The organism is Paraburkholderia rhizosphaerae, assembly GCF_004366595.1.
In the GTDB taxonomy this organism is placed as follows: Bacteria; Pseudomonadota; Gammaproteobacteria; order Burkholderiales; family Burkholderiaceae; genus Paraburkholderia; species Paraburkholderia rhizosphaerae.
On record NZ_SORE01000010.1, the window covers coordinates 118,350 to 134,502 of the forward strand.

Genomic DNA, 16,153 nt, shown 5'->3' on the forward strand with positions numbered 1-16,153 from the left:
ATGCAGGCTATTGCACGCGCCCGTTGCCGAAGTGCGCCATGTTTTTTGACGTTGGCGTCACCGCGCTATTCCCGCTTTTTCGCACGCGGGTGCGTCTGATCGTAAACCTGCGCGAGATGCTGGAAATCGAGCGCCGTATAGATTTGCGTCGCCGTGATGCTGGCATGGCCGAGCAGTTCCTGCACCGCGCGCAAATCGCCGCTCGATTGCAGCACGTGGGTGGCAAACGAGTGGCGCAGCACGTGCGGATGCACGTTCGCCGGAATGCCTGCAATAAGCGCCGCGCGCTTCACGCGCTCGCGCACGACATTGGGCGACATCCGCTTGCCTCGCGCGGACAGGAACAGCGGGTGCGGATCGAGCTTGACGAACTCGCCGCGCACCGCGAGCCATGCGCGCAACGCATCGAGCGCCTTGCTGCCGACTGGCACGATGCGCCTGCGATTGCCCTTGCCGAGCACTTCGACTTCCGCCGCATCGAGCTTGAGCCATCCCGCGGAACGATAGCCATCGGCCTCGGCGAAATGAACGTCGAGGCCGACCAGTTCCGCAAGGCGCAAGCCCGACGAATAGAACAGTTCGAGCATCGCGTGATCGCGCAGGCCTTCGGTGTTCGCCTCGGCCGGTGTTTCCATCAGCTTGTGCGTATCGTCGACCGACAGCGCCTTCGGCAGCGTTTTCGCCTGCTTCGGCGCACGCACGGTCGCGACCGGGTTCGCCGGCAATTCGACGTGTCCCGCGAGCCAGCGATAGAACGCGCGCCATGCCGATAAGCGGTGCGCAATCGAGCGCGCGGTCAGCCCGCCCGCATGCGCGCGCGCGACCGCGCCGCGAATATCGATTGCGGTCAGGCTTTCGAGCGGACGGCCGTTCGCGAGCTTGTTCAACTCATCGAGTTCATGCGTGTAGCCGCGCAGCGAATGCGCGGACAGCCGCCGCTCATGTTCGAGGCTCGATAGGTACGCGGCGATCGGATCGGCGAGCGTCACGATACGAACCTTCGCTCAGCGCGCGGGCGGCGAGTCATCGGCGCGGATGAACGCACGGCCGGCGCGCGATCAGCGCGGCAGCAGCCGGCTTAACGCCGCGCTGGCGAGCGTGCCGATCTGCATGAGGAAGTCGGTCGCCATGCCGTCGTGAAAGCGCCGCGGGTCGGTTGAGCCCATCACGAGCAGGCCGAATACATTGCCGGTTTCGTCCCGTTCAGGGTCGCGCAGTGCGATCAGCGAGATCGATTCGATCGTGTCGCTGCCGGCGCCATTCGTGCTGTTTGCGCCGCTTGTGCTGCTCGTGCCGTTATGCGCTTCGACCGCGTCCGACGCTTCACCCGGCGCCGCCGTTACCACAGGCCCGAGCCACTGCGCGGCCTCGAAGCCCGTATTTGCGCCGCAATACGGCGTCGCAAGGCTGCCAGCGAAGAGTCGCACTTCCTCGCCGACCTGGCGCGTAAAGTCCGCTTGCTGATACTGCTCCGCGACATCCCATACGCGCAGCGCGGTCTGCGGCACGTCGAATACGTCGCGCAAGCCGTGCGAGATCGCGCGCGGCAGCGCGTACGGATCGCGCTCGGCCATCACGCGCGCAGTCCAGCGGTTGAACTTTGCCGAGATGCTGTCGTTTTCGTGGCCGTAGCGAAGCAGTTCGGCGAGGCGCCGCTCGAGCAGTTTGTTCTTGTCGCGCAGCATTTCCATCTGCCGCTCCTGCAACGACACCGCGGCCTTGCCGTGCGGGTTCGCCAGACGGATGGTGGCGAGCAGTTCCGCGTGATCCGCAAAGAATTCGGGGTTGGCGAGCAGGTAGTCGGCGACTTCGCGATCGTTCATGGTTTTTGCCAAAAAGCCGCGCAACGCTCGTCGCCGCGCGGCGGTCAAGGTAATCAGTCGGCGAGCTCGATCTCGCCTTCAAACACAGTCGTGGCCGGGCCGGACATCAGCAGCGGCTCGTTGCCGCCTCGCCACGTGATGGTCAGCATGCCGCCGTGAGTGTGCACGCGGACCGTTGAATCGAGCAAGCCGCGCCGGATGCCCGCGGCCACCGCCGCGCATGCGCCGGTGCCGCACGCGAGCGTCTCGCCGGCGCCGCGCTCGTAGACGCGCAGTTTGATTTCGTTGCGCGATACGACTTGCATGAAGCCCGCGTTCACGCGCTCCGGAAAGCGCGGATGCGTTTCGACGACCGGGCCGTCCGCTGCGACCGGAAATGATTCGACATCGTCGACCACCTGCACCGCATGCGGATTGCCCATCGATACCACCGACACCCAGCGCGTCGCGCCGTTGACGTCGATCGGCCACAGCGTATCGGCGCCGTCGCGGCGGCCTTCGAGTTCGCCGTCAGGGCCGTTCGTATCGAACGGCACGCGGGCCGGCTCGAACACCGGCGCGCCCATGTCGACGACCACTTCGCCGTTTTCCTGCATCGTCAACGTGATGACGCCCTTTTGCACCTGCACGCGCACGCTGCGCTGGTCGGTAAGGCCGGTATCGCGTACGAATTTGACGAAGCAGCGTGCGCCGTTGCCGCAGTGCTCGACCTCACCGCCATCGCAATTGAAGATGCGATAGCGGAAATCGACACCGTCGACGGTCGGTTTTTCGACCAGCAGCAGTTGGTCCGCGCCGACGCCGAAATGCCGGTTCGCGAGCGCGCGTACCTGCGCAGGGTTCAGCGTAAGGGGATGCGTATAGCCGTCGAGCACGACGAAGTCGTTGCCCGCGCCATGCATCTTGGTGAATTTGAGTTTCATGCCGCTATTGTAAGTGACTGCGAAAGCGCCGCCGTATGCCGTGCAGCGCAGTGACCACGGCGCGCCGCCGGGCGGGCAGCTGCGTTTGCGGTTCAGTATGCGTTCTGGCAGCGTCGTCGCCTGTCGCGATCGCCGCCGCCGGACGACACCCGAACCTCCTGCTCAGTAAAAGCCGGGTTCGCCGGGCGGGCGCGTCTTGAAGCGCTTGTGCACCCAGTAATACTGCTCGGGAATGTGCGGAATCTGCTCTTCGAGAAACGCATTCATACGGCGCGCGTCGACTTCATCGTCGCCGGTCGGGTAGTTGTCCCACGGCTTGAAGACTCTGAGCCGGTAGCCTTTGTAATTCGGCAACACTTCACCGATAAACGGCACCACCTGCGCTCGCCCGACCTTCGCCAGACGTCCCACAGCGGTAAGCGTACAGGTCGGCACGCCGAAAAACGGCACGAACGTCGAATTGCGCATGCCGTAGTCCATGTCGGCGCCGAGCATCACCGGCTTGCGCTCGCGCAGCCACCGCAGCACGATGCGCGCGCTGTCCGCGCGGCTTGCCATTTCCGCGTCGAAACGGCCGCGCGCCGCTTTTGCGACCGCTTCGAGCTCCGGATTCGACATCGGCTGATACAGCGACCCGCACGGCCGCCGCAGCGAATAGTTGAGGAAGATCGAGCCCGCCTCGATGCCGACAAAATGGAAGCCGAGAAAGAGCGTGGGCGGGAGATTCGGGTCGGTCAGGTCGATTTCGCTATCGAGCTGCACCAGTTTTTCGAGTTTTTTCGCGGAGCCGAACCACTGGACGCTGCGCTCGAGATAGCTGCGAATCGCGTGCCGGAAGTGCTTTTGCGCGACGTCTTCGCGAACCTCGTCGCTCCAGTCCGGAAAACACAGCTTCAGGTTGACATGGACGATGCGGCGGCGCCGGCTTGGGATCTGGTAAAGCAGCCAGCCGAGGCCGTCGCCGAGCCGCGCGACGAGCCCGTATGGCAAAAGCGCGAAGAACTTCAGCAGCCCGATGGCCAGTTTCGGCCCGAGGCGGCTCAGCATGCATTTCCTCGACGCGAACCTGCAACGGGGCGCGCGCGGCGCGACCGGGCGAATGACGGGGCCAACAGCGGATAGGAATGCAGCACGCGTGGTTACTCTGTGACGATTGGAAGAAGTCGCTATAATAAGGGCTTCGCCGAGTTAATAGACAACTTGCGGGGCGAAGCCGGAGCGTTTTGTTTCACAGCGCGACCGGTAAGGAAATCCGCTAAAGCGTCGCCGCTTCAGGCTCTGGAAGTTGGCTACGTGAAACTCAAACCGTAACCACATAACAAGGAGTCTGCAACGTGGCAAACGACTATTTCTTCACCTCCGAATCCGTTTCCGAAGGCCATCCGGACAAGGTCGCGGACCAGATCTCGGACGCAATTCTCGACGCGATCTTCGCGCAGGACAAATACTCGCGCGTAGCGGCGGAAACGCTGTGCAACACCGGCCTCGTCGTGCTGGCAGGTGAAATCACGACGACCGCCAACGTCGACTACATCCAGGTTGCGCGCGAAACCATCAAGCGCATCGGCTACGACAACACCGACTACGGTATCGACTACAAAGGCTGCGCGGTGCTCGTCGCATACGACAAGCAGTCGCCGGATATCGCGCAAGGTGTCGATCGCGCGCACGACAACAACCTCGATCAGGGCGCGGGCGACCAGGGCCTGATGTTCGGCTATGCGTGCGACGAAACGCCCGAACTGATGCCGCTGCCGATCCACCTGTCGCACCGTCTCGTCGAACGTCAGGCGAATCTGCGCCGCGATGGCCGTTTGCCCTGGCTGCGTCCGGATGCGAAGTCACAGGTCACGATCCGCTACGTCGACGGCAAGCCGCATTCGATCGACACCGTTGTGCTGTCCACGCAGCACGCGCCGGAAATCGAACTGTCGACGCTGCGCGAAGCGGTGATTGAAGAAATCATCAAGCCGACGCTGCCGGCCGATCTGATCAAAGGCGATATCAAGTTCCTCGTGAACCCGACCGGCCGCTTCGTGATCGGTGGTCCGCAGGGCGATTGCGGTCTGACGGGCCGCAAGATCATCGTCGATACGTACGGCGGCGCGGCACCGCACGGCGGCGGCGCGTTCTCGGGCAAGGATCCGTCGAAGGTCGACCGCTCGGCCGCGTATGCGGGTCGTTATGTCGCGAAGAACATCGTTGCCGCGGGCCTCGCGTCGCGTGCGCTGATTCAGGTTTCCTACGCGATCGGCGTTGCGCAGCCGACTTCGGTGATGGTCAATACGTTCGGTACGGGCCGTGTGTCGGACGCGACGATCCAGCGTCTCGTGCTCGAGCACTTCGATCTGCGTCCGAAGGGCATCGTGCAGATGCTCGACCTGTTGCGCCCGATCTACGAGAAGACGGCCGCTTATGGTCACTTCGGCCGCGAAGAGCCGGAATTTACGTGGGAAGCGACCGACAAGGCACTCGCGCTGGCCGAAGCCGCTGGTACGGAGCCGGTTGTCGCGATCGCCTGACGAAGAACCGGCGGCTTCAGCGTTTCGCATAGCGCTGCGGCGTGACGCGAAGCGAGCAATCGCTGTTCAAGGGTTCACCCAACGTTCACGCTTTTTTTGCACCCTGCAGGCGCGCCGCGTTTGCAGGGTGTTTTCGTTTACGGCGCAACGGTGCGAACCGCGCGCCGGACGAACCGAATCGAATCGATTCGAAATGAAGTGAACGACTGTGAACGTGTGGAGCTAGCGTGCGAATGCAAACCAGCCGGTACTGGTCGTCGACGTGCGCCGCGGCTTACGGCTCATGCCGCGTGCGACGTTCAGAGCGCGCACGGGGTTCAACGCGCCTGCCGTACCTGCGACGCGCAATGGCATCGGACGACGCAGCAATAGCGTACGCAACGAAAAGCGGCGCGATGCGCGTTGCATTTTCAATGATGAGAAAAAAGTACGAAACCACGCGCGGACGCCGTCGACGGGACGCGCGTCGCGCCATTGTTCGGTGAGCGCGCGCGTGCGCGCCGTGTGGTGGCGCAGTGCGCGCACGACACGGCCACGTGCCGGACGTGAGGCAGTCAATGCTGCGCGAGTGAGTCGAGTGCTCAGGAATGTGTGCATGGCGTGTGTTTTTTCAGGCGGTGTGATGCGCGCACGGTTAGTGCAGCAATCGTGCCAGCGTTCTGATGCAATGGCGGGCTCGTGTGCCCCGGTCGCAATAGCCTGACGAATGACGGAAGACCACGCAGACGGCGATGTCAAGCCGCGCGCGCAACTGATAAGCGATGATTGCAATCGACATCCATGCAGGCTACACGCGATCGATGACGCCCGGAAGTCGGGTTTTTACCCTTGCGATCAAAGTCGTTGACCCATATTTCGCCGTGCTTTCGTATGTTTCGCCTCGCGCATGGATCGCGCCCTTTGCGATTGTCAGGACCGAAGTTGTGCATGATTGCATCCGCATCGTGCGGCATGCGCTGATCCGATACTGCCGGCATGATCAGGTGCGTTTTACAATCGAACTTCGGCAGTCGAACGCAATCGGAAATATTCATGTCCGTCCAATCGAAGAAAGAACAGGTGGAAGTCCTGCGCGAACAGGGCTTCGTTATCGTGCCCGGCGTTTTGTCGCCCGAGCGCTGCGGCGAACTGAAGCAGATCGCGCAACGGCAGTTGCAGGAAGCGTCCGCGCCGATCGAATTCGAGGCGGATTTGCGCTACCCAGGTGCGCCCGATTCAAAGTACGCACCCGGCGGTCACACGGTGCGCCGCTTACTCGATGCGTATGCGCGCGATGCGCACTTTCGCGAATGGGCGACGTCGCCGGATATTCGCAGCTGGATGGAGTTGTACTTCGGCGAAGAGCCGCGTCTTTCGCGCGCGCATCACAACTGCATGATGACCAAGCACCCCGCGTACGGCAGCCTCACCGGCTGGCATCGCGACGTGCGTTACTGGTCGTTCGAGCGCGACGATCTGGTGTCGGTGTGGTTCGCACTGGGTCAGGAGACTGTCGATAACGGCGCGCTGTGGTTTGTGCCGGGTTCTCATACCGCCGCGCTCACATCCGAACGTTTCGACGACGCGAAATTTTTCCGCTCCGATCTGCCCGAAAACCAGGCATTGATCCAGACTGCGGTGTCGCCGGAATTGAATGCCGGAGATGTCGTGTTCTTCCACTGCAACACGCTGCATTCGGCGGGTAAGAATCTGACCAATGACGTGAAATTTTCGCTCGTGTTCACGTACCACGGTGCGAGCAATGTGCCATTGCCCGGCTCGCGCTCGGCGTCGAAACCCGAAGTAGCATTCTGAGCTGCGACGGCGCGTGCGCTGTTTGCCATCGCATGCCAGCCGCGCCGGCGGCCGATCGAGCGCACGTGCGACGCGACGGACAACCGGCAACCTCAAAACCGCGACAAACGACGGCAAACCACCGCAAACGACCAACCATTCCGCTAGCGCCGGCCCGACATCGTGAGGCCGACCAGCCCGGCAATGGTCGCAACCACACCGCCCGCCAGCAGAAAGATCGTCTTATTGGTTGGCGCGCCGGTGAACACCCGCGATACGTCGTTGCTAAACGAGTGAAACGACTGTCCGCCAAAATACAGCAGCACGACGCCGCCGACGAGCAACGCGACTGATATCGCTCTGGTCATTGCAAAGTCCTCCCGGTTGTTAATTTGCCGCCGCAGTGTAGGGGAGCGACGCGAACGCGTCCATTCCCCGCGATCCCGCAGTGTGGGCTGCCGCCGGACTCGTGTGCAGCGCTCACGCCGATTCGCTACCATAACGAACCTGGCGCATTCGTCGTACGAACTTTCGTACGAATAGGTGCAATGCGCGTGTAGCGCGCCGCAAAAGCAATGCCGCGCTCACTTCCCGCAGTTCCCCCCGCGGTTTCCACCGAGTATCAAGGATTCGAGCCATGGCTTACGAAGCAGCTTCAGCACGCTATTCCGACATGCAGTACCGCGTTTGCGGCAAGTCCGGCCTCAAGCTGCCGGCGTTGTCGCTCGGTCTGTGGCACAACTTCGGCGACACTACGCCGCTTTCGACGCAACGCGAAATTCTGCGTACCGCGTTTGACCTCGGCATCACGCACTTCGACCTCGCGAACAACTACGGGCCGCCGTATGGCAGCGCTGAAATTAACTTCGGCCGCCTGCTCAAGGAAGATTTCAAGCCTTACCGCGATGAACTGCTGATCTCGTCGAAGGCCGGCTGGGATATGTGGCCGGGCCCATACGGCCAGGGCGGCGGCTCACGCAAGTACGTGCTCGCGAGTCTCGATCAGAGCCTGCAGAGGATGGGCCTCGACTACGTCGATATCTTCTACTCGCATCGCTTCGACGCGGATACGCCGCTCGAAGAAACCGCTGGCGCGCTCGCCAGCGCGGTGCAGCAGGGCAAGGCGCTGTATATCGGCATCTCTTCGTATTCAGCGGCCAAGACGCGCGAGATGGTCAATCTGTTGCGCGAGTACAAGGTGCCGCTGCTGATCCATCAGCCGGCGTACAACATGCTGAACCGCTGGATCGAGCACGAACTGCTCGATACGCTCGAAGCAGCCGGCGCCGGCACGATCGCGTTCACGCCGCTCGCGCAAGGTTTGCTGACCGGCAAGTATCTGACCGGTGTGCCGGCGGACGCGCGCATCAACAAGGCGGGCGGTAGCTCGTTCAGTCAGCAGCATCTGAGCGCGCAAAACACCGAGCATGTGCGCAAGCTGAACGAGATTGCGCAGCGTCGCGGCCAGAGCCTCGCGCAAATGGCGCTTGCCTGGGCGTTGCGCGATCCGCGCGTGACATCCGTGCTGATCGGCGCGAGCAAACCCGAGCAGGTGCGCGAGAACGTCGGCGCGCTCGCCAAGCTGTCGTTCACGAAAGATGAACTGGCGGAAATCGATCGGCACGCGATCGAGGGTGGAGTCAATCTGTGGGAGAAACCGTCGACCGATCAGCGAGTCTGAGCGCGACACGCTCAGATCGTCCGATCATCGGAGCCGCCGGAAGGCGGCTTTTTGCCTTCTGAAGAGCGCTTGCGCCGCTATACCAGCGCAGGCAGACCTTCGACCAGCACCACCGCGAATACGACGCCTAGCAGCGCGCCCAAGACGCGTAGCGAGTTGTGCTTGAGCGCCGAGTTGCAGGGCAAAGCGCCAAGAAAAAGCGCGCCGGCTAGCGCCATCGGGATGACCAGGATGAAATCACTGATCGTGAAATAGGTCATGTTCGTCTCCTTCTCTATTACTTGTCGAGCGGTCGCGAGGTCGTTCCTGTTCTTATCATGCGACCGCAACGCTCGAATTGAGTATAGGTGAGGATGCGGATGCCAAAAGCGCGTGCAGGTGCGGGAAACACCTGTTGATGTTGACGGGAGAGTCAGGCTGCGCGGGGCTGAGCGGGGTTTCGGAGGGGTCTTCGCAAGGTCGCGAAAAGCGTAACGCCTGCTTGCAACCAGCTTTCGGATATGCGCGTTGACGCGCGTTCGACGCGCGTTCGACGCGCGTTCGACGCGCGTTCGACGCGCGTTCGACGCGCGTTCGACGCGCGCGGCGCGATCGGTCGGCACTCGCTTACGCCGCGCCGACAGCATCTTGCGATGCAGGCCAGCTACACAGGTCTGCCGTTACCCGCGCGGTGCTTCCGCTGAGCTGGCGGCCGGTTTATCGTCCGCATCGGGCGGATGGACAATCTGCTCGTCGGTCGGCAACTGCGATACATCCCAGCCGCCGCCGAGCGCCTTGATCAGCGCGACGCTCGCGGCCATCCGGCGGCGCGCGATGGTGACCGCCTGCACTTCGTTCGTCAGCGCCGTGGTTTGCGCGACGACCACGTCGAGATAGGTGATCGCGCCGTTCTTGTAGCGGTCGTTGAGGATCGCGAGCGAGCGTTGTGCGGCCGCGACCGCTTCATCCTGCGCCGTCGCTTCCTGCTCGAGTACGCGCAACGCGGCAAGGTTGTCTTCGACCTGGCCGAACGCGTCCAGCACCGTTTGCCGATACTGCGCGACGCTCTGGTCGTAATTCGCTTGCGCCTGCGCTTTCTGCGCCGAACGCGCGCCGAAGTCGAGCAACGTGCCCGCGATCGTCGGCCCAAGCGACCAGAAGCGGCTCGGTGCCAGCAGCCACTGACTGTAGTCGGTGGCTTCGAGACCGCCGGTCACCGAAAGCAGCAGGTTCGGGAAAAAGGCTGCGGTCGCGACACCGATCTGCGCGTTGGTGTCGACCATTTGCCGTTCCGCCGACGCGATATCCGGGCGTCGCTCGAGTAGCGTCGACGGCACGCCCGCCGGCGCGACCACCGGCACCGCAACGAGCGGGGCGATCGGCAGCGAGAACGTCGCGGGTGGCTGGCCCGACAGAATGGCGATCGCGTGCTCGAGTTGTGCCCGCTGCACGCCAAGGTCGATGCGCTGTGCCTGCGTGGTGCGCAATTGCGTTTGCGCCTGCGCGACGTCCGCGTCGGTCGCGATACCGCCGTTCAGCCGGTTCTGCGTGAGTTCGACCGCGTCCTTGTACGCCTGGATCGTATCGTCGAGCAGTTGCTGTTCGCGGTCGATCCCGCGCAGTTCGAAATAGTCGGTCGCGAGTTCGGCCTGCATCGACAGCAGGATGCTCTGCACGTCGGCGGCGCTCGCCTGCGCATTGGCCTTCGCGCCTTCGACACTGCGCGACACGCGGCCCCAAAGGTCGGGCTCCCACGTCGCGTCGGCGCTGACCAGATAGTCGCTTAGCGTGCGCCCCGCGTTCGATTTGAACTTGATGTTCGACGACGATTTTGCACGCGAATAGTCGCCGGAGTACGTGACAACGGGGAAGAATTGCGAGCGGAATCCCGCGACGGCCGCGCGCGCCGAACGGAAGCTGGCTTCCGCTGCCTTCACGTTCTGGTTGGCCTTGGCGACCTGCTCTTCGAGCGCATTCAGTGCGGGGTCCTGATAAACCTCCCACCATGCGCCGCGTAAATGCGTATCGGCAGGCTCGGCGGGCTTCCAGCCGGTGCCCTCGAGTTCCTTGTAAGTGGCGGGCGTCGGCGCGCTCGGGCGCACGTAGTCGGGCCCGACTGCGCATGCATTCAACAGCATGGCGGCCGCGATTGCCGCGGCGGCGCTCGTCGGCCGTGCACGCAGGACCGAACCGATGAACGAGCCCGCGCCTTCGCTGGTACGAACGGCTGCAGTGGCAAGCGTAGCGAATGCGCGCGGGCACGAACGAACAGGACGCATGCGCACTACCCCGCCGCCGGTGCTTGTGCGTTGGCAGCGCCACTTGCGGCACCACCCGCCGCACCGCTCGCTGGCTTCGCGCCACCGGCCTTCGTTTGCACGATGCGCACCGGCGCACCGTCGACGATCGAGTCCTGCGGATTCAGAATGACCTGCTCGTTGCCCGCGAGACCGGACGCGATCGCGACCCGCGTGCCGTAGTCGGTGCCAAGCGACACCTTCACGAGCCTCACGCGCTGCTGTTCGTCGACGATCGCGACTTTCACGCCGTCCGGGCGGAACAGCAGCGCGTTGCCGGGCAGCGTGAACGGCGTCGCCTGCGCACTCAGTGCGAAGTGGACCTGCGCATACGCGCCGGGCAACAGTTCACCGTTACGGTTATCGACCGCGACTTCTACCAGCATCGTTCGCTGCGTCGGATCCACCGCGCCCGACGTGCGCGCGACGGTGCCCGGGTAATGCTTGCCAGGTGTTTCGGTGAGTGTCAGATAAGCGGCTTCGTTCGGATGGATCTGCTGCGAATACGCTTGCGGCACATTCACGTACACGCGCAGCCGGTCCGCCTGCGCGACATGAAACAGTTCCTTCGCCGGGCCACCCGCGCTGCCCGCATCGATCAGCGCGCCCACATCGACGTTGCGCGCGGTCACAATGCCATCGAATGGCGCATAGACCTTCTGGAACGATTGTGTTTTTTCGAGCCGCGCGACGTTAAAGCGCGCCGCATCGAGCGTGCCCTTCTTCGCCAGCATGTCGCCGACTTTCTCATCGGTCTCCTGCTTCGACACCGACTTGTTCTTCAGCATGTCGGTCCAACGGTCCGCCGTTGTTTTCGCGAGCTCGTAGTTCGCCTGCGCATTGGTGACGTCCGCGCGCGCGGCACGCAATTGATCGTCGACTTCCGGTGTATCGATCTCGGCGAGCAGTTGCCCTGCCTTCACGTGGGTGCCGATGTCGGCGTACCACTTCTTCAGGTAGCCATTCGTGCGTGCGTAGATCGGCGTGTCGAGATAGGCCTGCACGTTGCCCGGCAGCACGAGGTCGAGTGTCGCATTCGATTTTTGCGGATGCACGACCTCGACGGTCAACTTCGCCGCATGCTCGGCGTCGCGCTCGAGCGTCGCATGCGCATCGTGGCGCGACCAGATGCCTTGCACCGCCAGCGCCAGCACGACGATGACCGCGAGCACGGCGATCCAGCGCCCGCGTTTCGTTGCCGCCGCGGGCGTGGCGCCGCGGGTGACCGCGGATTCATCAACAGGCTTTCCTTCCATCAATGCTCCATCATCAACGGTCAGGCGCTGGCGCGCATCACGGTTTAGGAACGACATGCCCGGCGGCGCGATGCCGCCGGTCGGCAAGCCGCCGGTAAATCATCGAAAACACGACGGGTACGAACACCAGCGTCGCGAGCGTGCCGATCGTGAGACCGCCGATCACCGCGCGACCGAGCGGCGCATTCTGCTCGCCGCCTTCGCCCAGACCGATCGCCATCGGCACCATGCCGATCACCATCGCCAGCGCGGTCATCAGCACCGGACGAAAGCGCGTGAAGCCGGCCTCGATGGCGGCCCGCACCGCATCGCCATGCAGCAGCAGTTGCTCGCGCGCGAAGCTGACCACCAGAATCGAGTTGGCGGTCGCGATGCCGATACACATGATCGCGCCGGTCAGCGCTGGAATAGACAGCGTTGTATGCGTGAGGAACAGTATCCAGACGATGCCCGCCAGTGCGCCGGGCAGCGCGGTAATGATGATGAACGGATCGAGCCACGACTGGAAGTTCACGACAATCAGCAGATAGACGAGCACGATCGCGAAGACGAGCCCGGCGAACAGGCCGCTAAACGAGTCGTTCATCGTCTGCACCTGGCCGCGCACGCGGATTGACGACGCATGAGGTAGATCGGCTTTGGACGCTTCGATAATTTTGTTGATGTCGTCGGACACCGCGCCGAGGTCGCGGCCGTCGGCGGTGCCGTAAATATCGATCGTGGTCTGCGCGTTGTAGTGCGTGAGCACCGCGTTGCCGGCTTCGCGCCGCATCGTCGACAGCGCGCCAAGAATGTTCGTGTGGCCGTTCGCGTTGAGCGGAATATTGGCGAGCGACTGCAGCGAGTCCATCGTGTACTGCGGCGCTTCGGTAATCACGTTGTAGCTGACGCCATTGCGCGGATTGAGCCAGAACGTCGGGGTAGTCTGCTGGCTGCCGGACAGCGTGATCAGCAGATTGCGCGCGACGTCGCTTTGCGTGAAGCCGGCCTGTTGTGCGCGCGTGCGGTCGACGTCGATAAAGATGCGCGGCAGGTCCGCCGGCTGCTGGATGCGCGCATCGGCGAGACCGGGCACGTTGCGCAGCTTGTTCAGCAAATTGGCCGCAAACACCCGATTGGCTTGCACATCGCGCCCGACAATCTGGATATCGATCGGCGACGGGCTGCCGAAGTTCAGCGTCTGGCTGACGATATCAGCCGGCAGGAACGAGAACTGGACGCCTGGAAACTCGTCGGTCAGCGTGCGACGCAATGTGCGCACGTAGTCGGCGGTCGGACGATGGTCTTCGTTCAGCGTGATCAGCACATCCGAGTCCGACGTGCCGATCGTGCCGGTGTTGCTGTACGACAGGTTGATGCCCGACACCGGCAAGCCGATATTGTCGATGATCGAGTGCAACTCGTTGGCCGGAATGAGCTGGCGAATTCGCGCATCGACGCGATCGGTGACGACCGCGGTTTCCTCGACGCGCATACCGGTTTTCGCGCGCAGATGCAGCGCGATCGTGCCCGCGTCGACCGATGGGAAAAAGTCGCGGCCAAGGAACGGGATCAACAGCAACGACAGCAAACAGCAAATGAGAAACCCGGCGACAAACACGCCGGGTTTTGCAACGCGTGCAACCAGGAACCGCCGGTAGCGCTCACGCAAGTTCGCAAAGCCGCGCTCGAATGCGAGATGCACACGCATGAACGGATTGCGCGTCGGTGTGCGCGTGTGATGCAGGTCGGCCGGCCGATGGTGAGAGCGCAGCAAGTACTTCGCCAGCGTCGGCACCAGCGTGCGCGAGAAGAAATACGACGCGAGCATCGCGAACACGACCGCTTCGGCAAGCGGGATGAACAGATAATGCGCGACGCCCGACAGCAGGAACATCGGCACGAACACGATGCAGATCGACAGCGTCGATACCAGTGTCGGCACCGCGATCTGCTGTGCGCCGTCCAGAATGGCCTGTTCGAGATTCTTGCCCTGCTCGAGCTGGTGGCTGATGTTTTCGATCGCCACTGTCGCATCGTCGACCAATATCCCGACCGCAAGTGCGAGCCCGCCGAGCGTCATGATGTTGATCGTCTCGCCGAGCGCCGATAGTGCAATGATCGACGTGATCATCGACAGCGGAATCGAGATCGCGATGATCAGCGTCGCACGCCAGTTGCCGAGAAACAGCAGGATCATCAAACCGGTCAGGCACGCGGCAATCAGCGCTTCGCGCAACACGCCCTGCACCGATGCGCGGACGAACAGCGACTGATCGGCGACCGGATCGATTTTCAGCGACGCGGGCACGAGGTTGCGCAGATCCGGCATCATGTTCTTGATGTCGTTGACAATCTCCAGCGTCGACGTATTGCCGCTTTTGTTGATGGTCAACAGCGATGCGCGCTGGCCGTTCACGCGCACGATATTGGTTTGCGGCTGGAAACCGTCGCGTACATGCGCGACGTCGCGAATATAGATGGTGCCGTTCGCGGTCGTTTTGATCGGAATGTTGTTCAGGCCCGCCAGTGAATCGGGGCTCGCGTTCAGCTGCACTGAATATTCCGTCGAGCCGATTTTCGCGGTACCGGTCGGCACGATCAGGTTCTGCGCGGTGATCGAGTTCACCACGTCTATCGGCGACAGATTGCGTTCCTGCAGCTTGCGCGAATCGATGTCGATCATGATCTGACGCTGCTTGCCGCCGTACGGCAGCGGCACCGACGCGCCCGGCACGGTCGCAAGTTCGGTCTTCAGGAAGTTATTACCGAAGTCGTACAGTTCCTGCTCGGTGAGCGAAGGAGACGACAACGCGAGCCGCAGAATCGGCACGGTCGACGCGTTGTAGCGCAGGATGTTCGGCGGCGTGATGCCCGGCGGTAGTGAACGCAGTTGCGATTGCGAGAGCGCGGTGACTTGCGCGAGCGCTTCCTGAATGTTTGCGTGCGGCTGGAAAAAGATCTTTACGACGGCCACGCCATATAGCGAAGTCGATTCGATGTGCTCGATATCGTTGACCGTCGTCGACAAGCCGCGCTCGTAGTTGAGCACGATGCGCTTTTCCATCTCGTCGGCGGGCAGCCCCTGGAACGTCCAGATCACCGACAGCACCGGGATGTCGATGTTCGGGAAGATGTCCGTGGGCGTACGCAGGATGGTCAGCGGCCCGACGATAAGCAGCAGCAGCGCGAGAACGACAAACGTATACGGGCGCCGCAGCGCGAGGCGAACAATCCACATGTACGGTGCGGTCCGTTTGGGCCGAAAAGGACGACGCCGCCGACGGCGGCGGGCGTGTGCGCAATTGTGGCTGCAGACCACCGCGCGCGACAGGAATATAACGCGTATCGTAGTCTACATGTCCAATTCTGAGAGTTACCCTGCGAACGGTTTATGATGGGCTGTTTACTGCACGTTACAGTTAGCGTTTCGTAAGTCGATTCGATCGAAACAGCGGTACATATGCCTCTTTCTTCGGCTTTTGACAGTGCGGGCAAAATGGTAACAATGCGTTTGCCGCGTGATGAAGATCGGGTGCGTGCACAACTTTTCGACCGAGGCGGCGTTTTTTTATTGTCACATTGACCGGCGCAGTGCTCCCAAGCCGGCAGACGCAGAACGGGGAAATATCATGCAAGTCGGTTCTATTGTCCGATCCGTGCATATCGCTGTGCCTGCGGGCGCACGCGGGATCGTCATGCGCATTCTCGGCGACATGGCGATGGTGGCGTGGTATGCCGGTGAGCCCGGCACGTCGCCGCAACTGAACACGGAACCTTTTTTCCTTGAAGATCTGATCGACACGGGAGAACTGGTGCGCCCGGCGGGCGCGCCGCTGCATTGAGCGCGACTTGGCGGCTTCGGTCGCCCTTTGCGCGTCGCGCGCGTCCTCACCTCTGCTTTCAGGTTCGTGTTCCGC

At 62.7% G+C, this 16,153-nt stretch carries 15 protein-coding genes; 4 read left to right on the plus strand and 11 right to left on the minus strand.

What is annotated here, in order from left to right; genetic code table 11:
* Positions 1 to 65 precede the first annotated feature (65 nt).
* From xerC to BX592_RS15015, 4 genes are all read right to left on the minus strand, one after another.
* Entirely contained in the window at positions 66 to 989 is a 924-nt protein-coding gene (gene xerC, locus BX592_RS15000) for a tyrosine recombinase XerC (RefSeq protein WP_134192616.1), read from the minus strand.
* Positions 990 to 1,058: 69 nt separating this feature from the next.
* Positions 1,059 to 1,823: a DUF484 family protein gene (locus BX592_RS15005; protein WP_134192617.1), complete on the minus strand. Its 765-nt coding sequence runs from the start codon at positions 1,821 to 1,823 to the stop codon at positions 1,059 to 1,061.
* A 53-nt stretch (positions 1,824 to 1,876) separates the two neighbouring features.
* Complete coding sequence (gene dapF, locus BX592_RS15010; protein WP_134192618.1) at positions 1,877 to 2,746, minus strand: diaminopimelate epimerase; 870 nt, start codon at positions 2,744 to 2,746, stop codon at positions 1,877 to 1,879.
* Between the two features lie 162 nt (positions 2,747 to 2,908).
* Entirely contained in the window at positions 2,909 to 3,847 is a 939-nt protein-coding gene (locus BX592_RS15015) for a lipid A biosynthesis lauroyl acyltransferase (protein WP_279589191.1), read from the minus strand.
* Positions 3,848 to 4,080: 233 nt separating this feature from the next.
* On the opposite strand from BX592_RS15015, the gene metK reads away from it, so the two are divergent.
* Positions 4,081 to 5,268 carry a methionine adenosyltransferase gene (gene metK, locus BX592_RS15020; RefSeq protein WP_134192620.1) on the plus strand — a complete coding sequence of 396 codons (1,188 nt, stop codon included), beginning with the start codon at positions 4,081 to 4,083 and terminating at the stop codon, positions 5,266 to 5,268.
* A 222-nt stretch (positions 5,269 to 5,490) separates the two neighbouring features.
* On the opposite strand, the gene BX592_RS34415 is transcribed toward metK, so the two are convergent.
* Both BX592_RS34415 and BX592_RS15030 read right to left on the minus strand, forming a co-directional pair.
* Positions 5,491 to 5,865: a hypothetical protein gene (locus BX592_RS34415; RefSeq protein WP_134192621.1), complete on the minus strand. Its 375-nt coding sequence runs from the start codon at positions 5,863 to 5,865 to the stop codon at positions 5,491 to 5,493.
* Between the two features lie 137 nt (positions 5,866 to 6,002).
* Positions 6,003 to 6,302 carry a hypothetical protein gene (locus BX592_RS15030; protein ID WP_134192622.1) on the minus strand — a complete coding sequence of 100 codons (300 nt, stop codon included), beginning with the start codon at positions 6,300 to 6,302 and terminating at the stop codon, positions 6,003 to 6,005.
* Between BX592_RS15030 and BX592_RS15035 the strand changes: the two genes are divergently transcribed.
* Complete coding sequence (locus BX592_RS15035; RefSeq protein ID WP_134192623.1) at positions 6,301 to 7,062, plus strand: phytanoyl-CoA dioxygenase family protein; 762 nt, start codon at positions 6,301 to 6,303, stop codon at positions 7,060 to 7,062. The two genes, BX592_RS15030 and BX592_RS15035, sit on opposite strands and share 2 nt — an antisense overlap.
* A gap of 143 nt (positions 7,063 to 7,205) precedes the next feature.
* Here the strand turns inward: BX592_RS15035 and BX592_RS15040 are convergent, their stop codons facing one another.
* Positions 7,206 to 7,409 carry a DUF3185 family protein gene (locus BX592_RS15040; RefSeq protein WP_134192624.1) on the minus strand — a complete coding sequence of 68 codons (204 nt, stop codon included), beginning with the start codon at positions 7,407 to 7,409 and terminating at the stop codon, positions 7,206 to 7,208.
* A 269-nt stretch (positions 7,410 to 7,678) separates the two neighbouring features.
* Here BX592_RS15040 and mgrA point away from each other — a divergent pair, with 269 nt between their 5' ends.
* A complete protein-coding gene (gene mgrA / locus BX592_RS15045; RefSeq protein WP_134192625.1) occupies positions 7,679 to 8,722 on the plus strand; it encodes an L-glyceraldehyde 3-phosphate reductase in 1,044 nt (347 codons plus the stop codon).
* Between the two features lie 77 nt (positions 8,723 to 8,799).
* Here mgrA and BX592_RS15050 read toward each other — a convergent pair whose 3' ends face one another.
* From BX592_RS15050 to BX592_RS15065, 4 genes are all read right to left on the minus strand, one after another.
* Positions 8,800 to 8,982 (minus strand): hypothetical protein, encoded by a 183-nt coding sequence (locus BX592_RS15050; RefSeq protein WP_134192626.1) that lies wholly within the window; start codon positions 8,980 to 8,982, stop codon positions 8,800 to 8,802.
* 399 nt (positions 8,983 to 9,381) lie between these two features.
* Positions 9,382 to 10,839, minus strand: a complete 1,458-nt coding sequence (locus BX592_RS15055; RefSeq protein ID WP_243849549.1) for an efflux transporter outer membrane subunit — start codon at positions 10,837 to 10,839, stop codon at positions 9,382 to 9,384.
* Positions 10,840 to 10,985: 146 nt separating this feature from the next.
* Positions 10,986 to 12,254, minus strand: a complete 1,269-nt coding sequence (locus BX592_RS15060; protein WP_134192628.1) for an efflux RND transporter periplasmic adaptor subunit — start codon at positions 12,252 to 12,254, stop codon at positions 10,986 to 10,988.
* Positions 12,255 to 12,291: 37 nt separating this feature from the next.
* Positions 12,292 to 15,474: an efflux RND transporter permease subunit gene (locus tag BX592_RS15065; protein ID WP_134192629.1), complete on the minus strand. Its 3,183-nt coding sequence runs from the start codon at positions 15,472 to 15,474 to the stop codon at positions 12,292 to 12,294.
* 391 nt (positions 15,475 to 15,865) lie between these two features.
* On the opposite strand from BX592_RS15065, the gene BX592_RS15070 reads away from it, so the two are divergent.
* Positions 15,866 to 16,078, plus strand: a complete 213-nt coding sequence (locus tag BX592_RS15070) for a hypothetical protein (protein WP_134192714.1) — start codon at positions 15,866 to 15,868, stop codon at positions 16,076 to 16,078.
* The last annotated feature ends 75 nt before the right edge of the window (positions 16,079 to 16,153 follow it).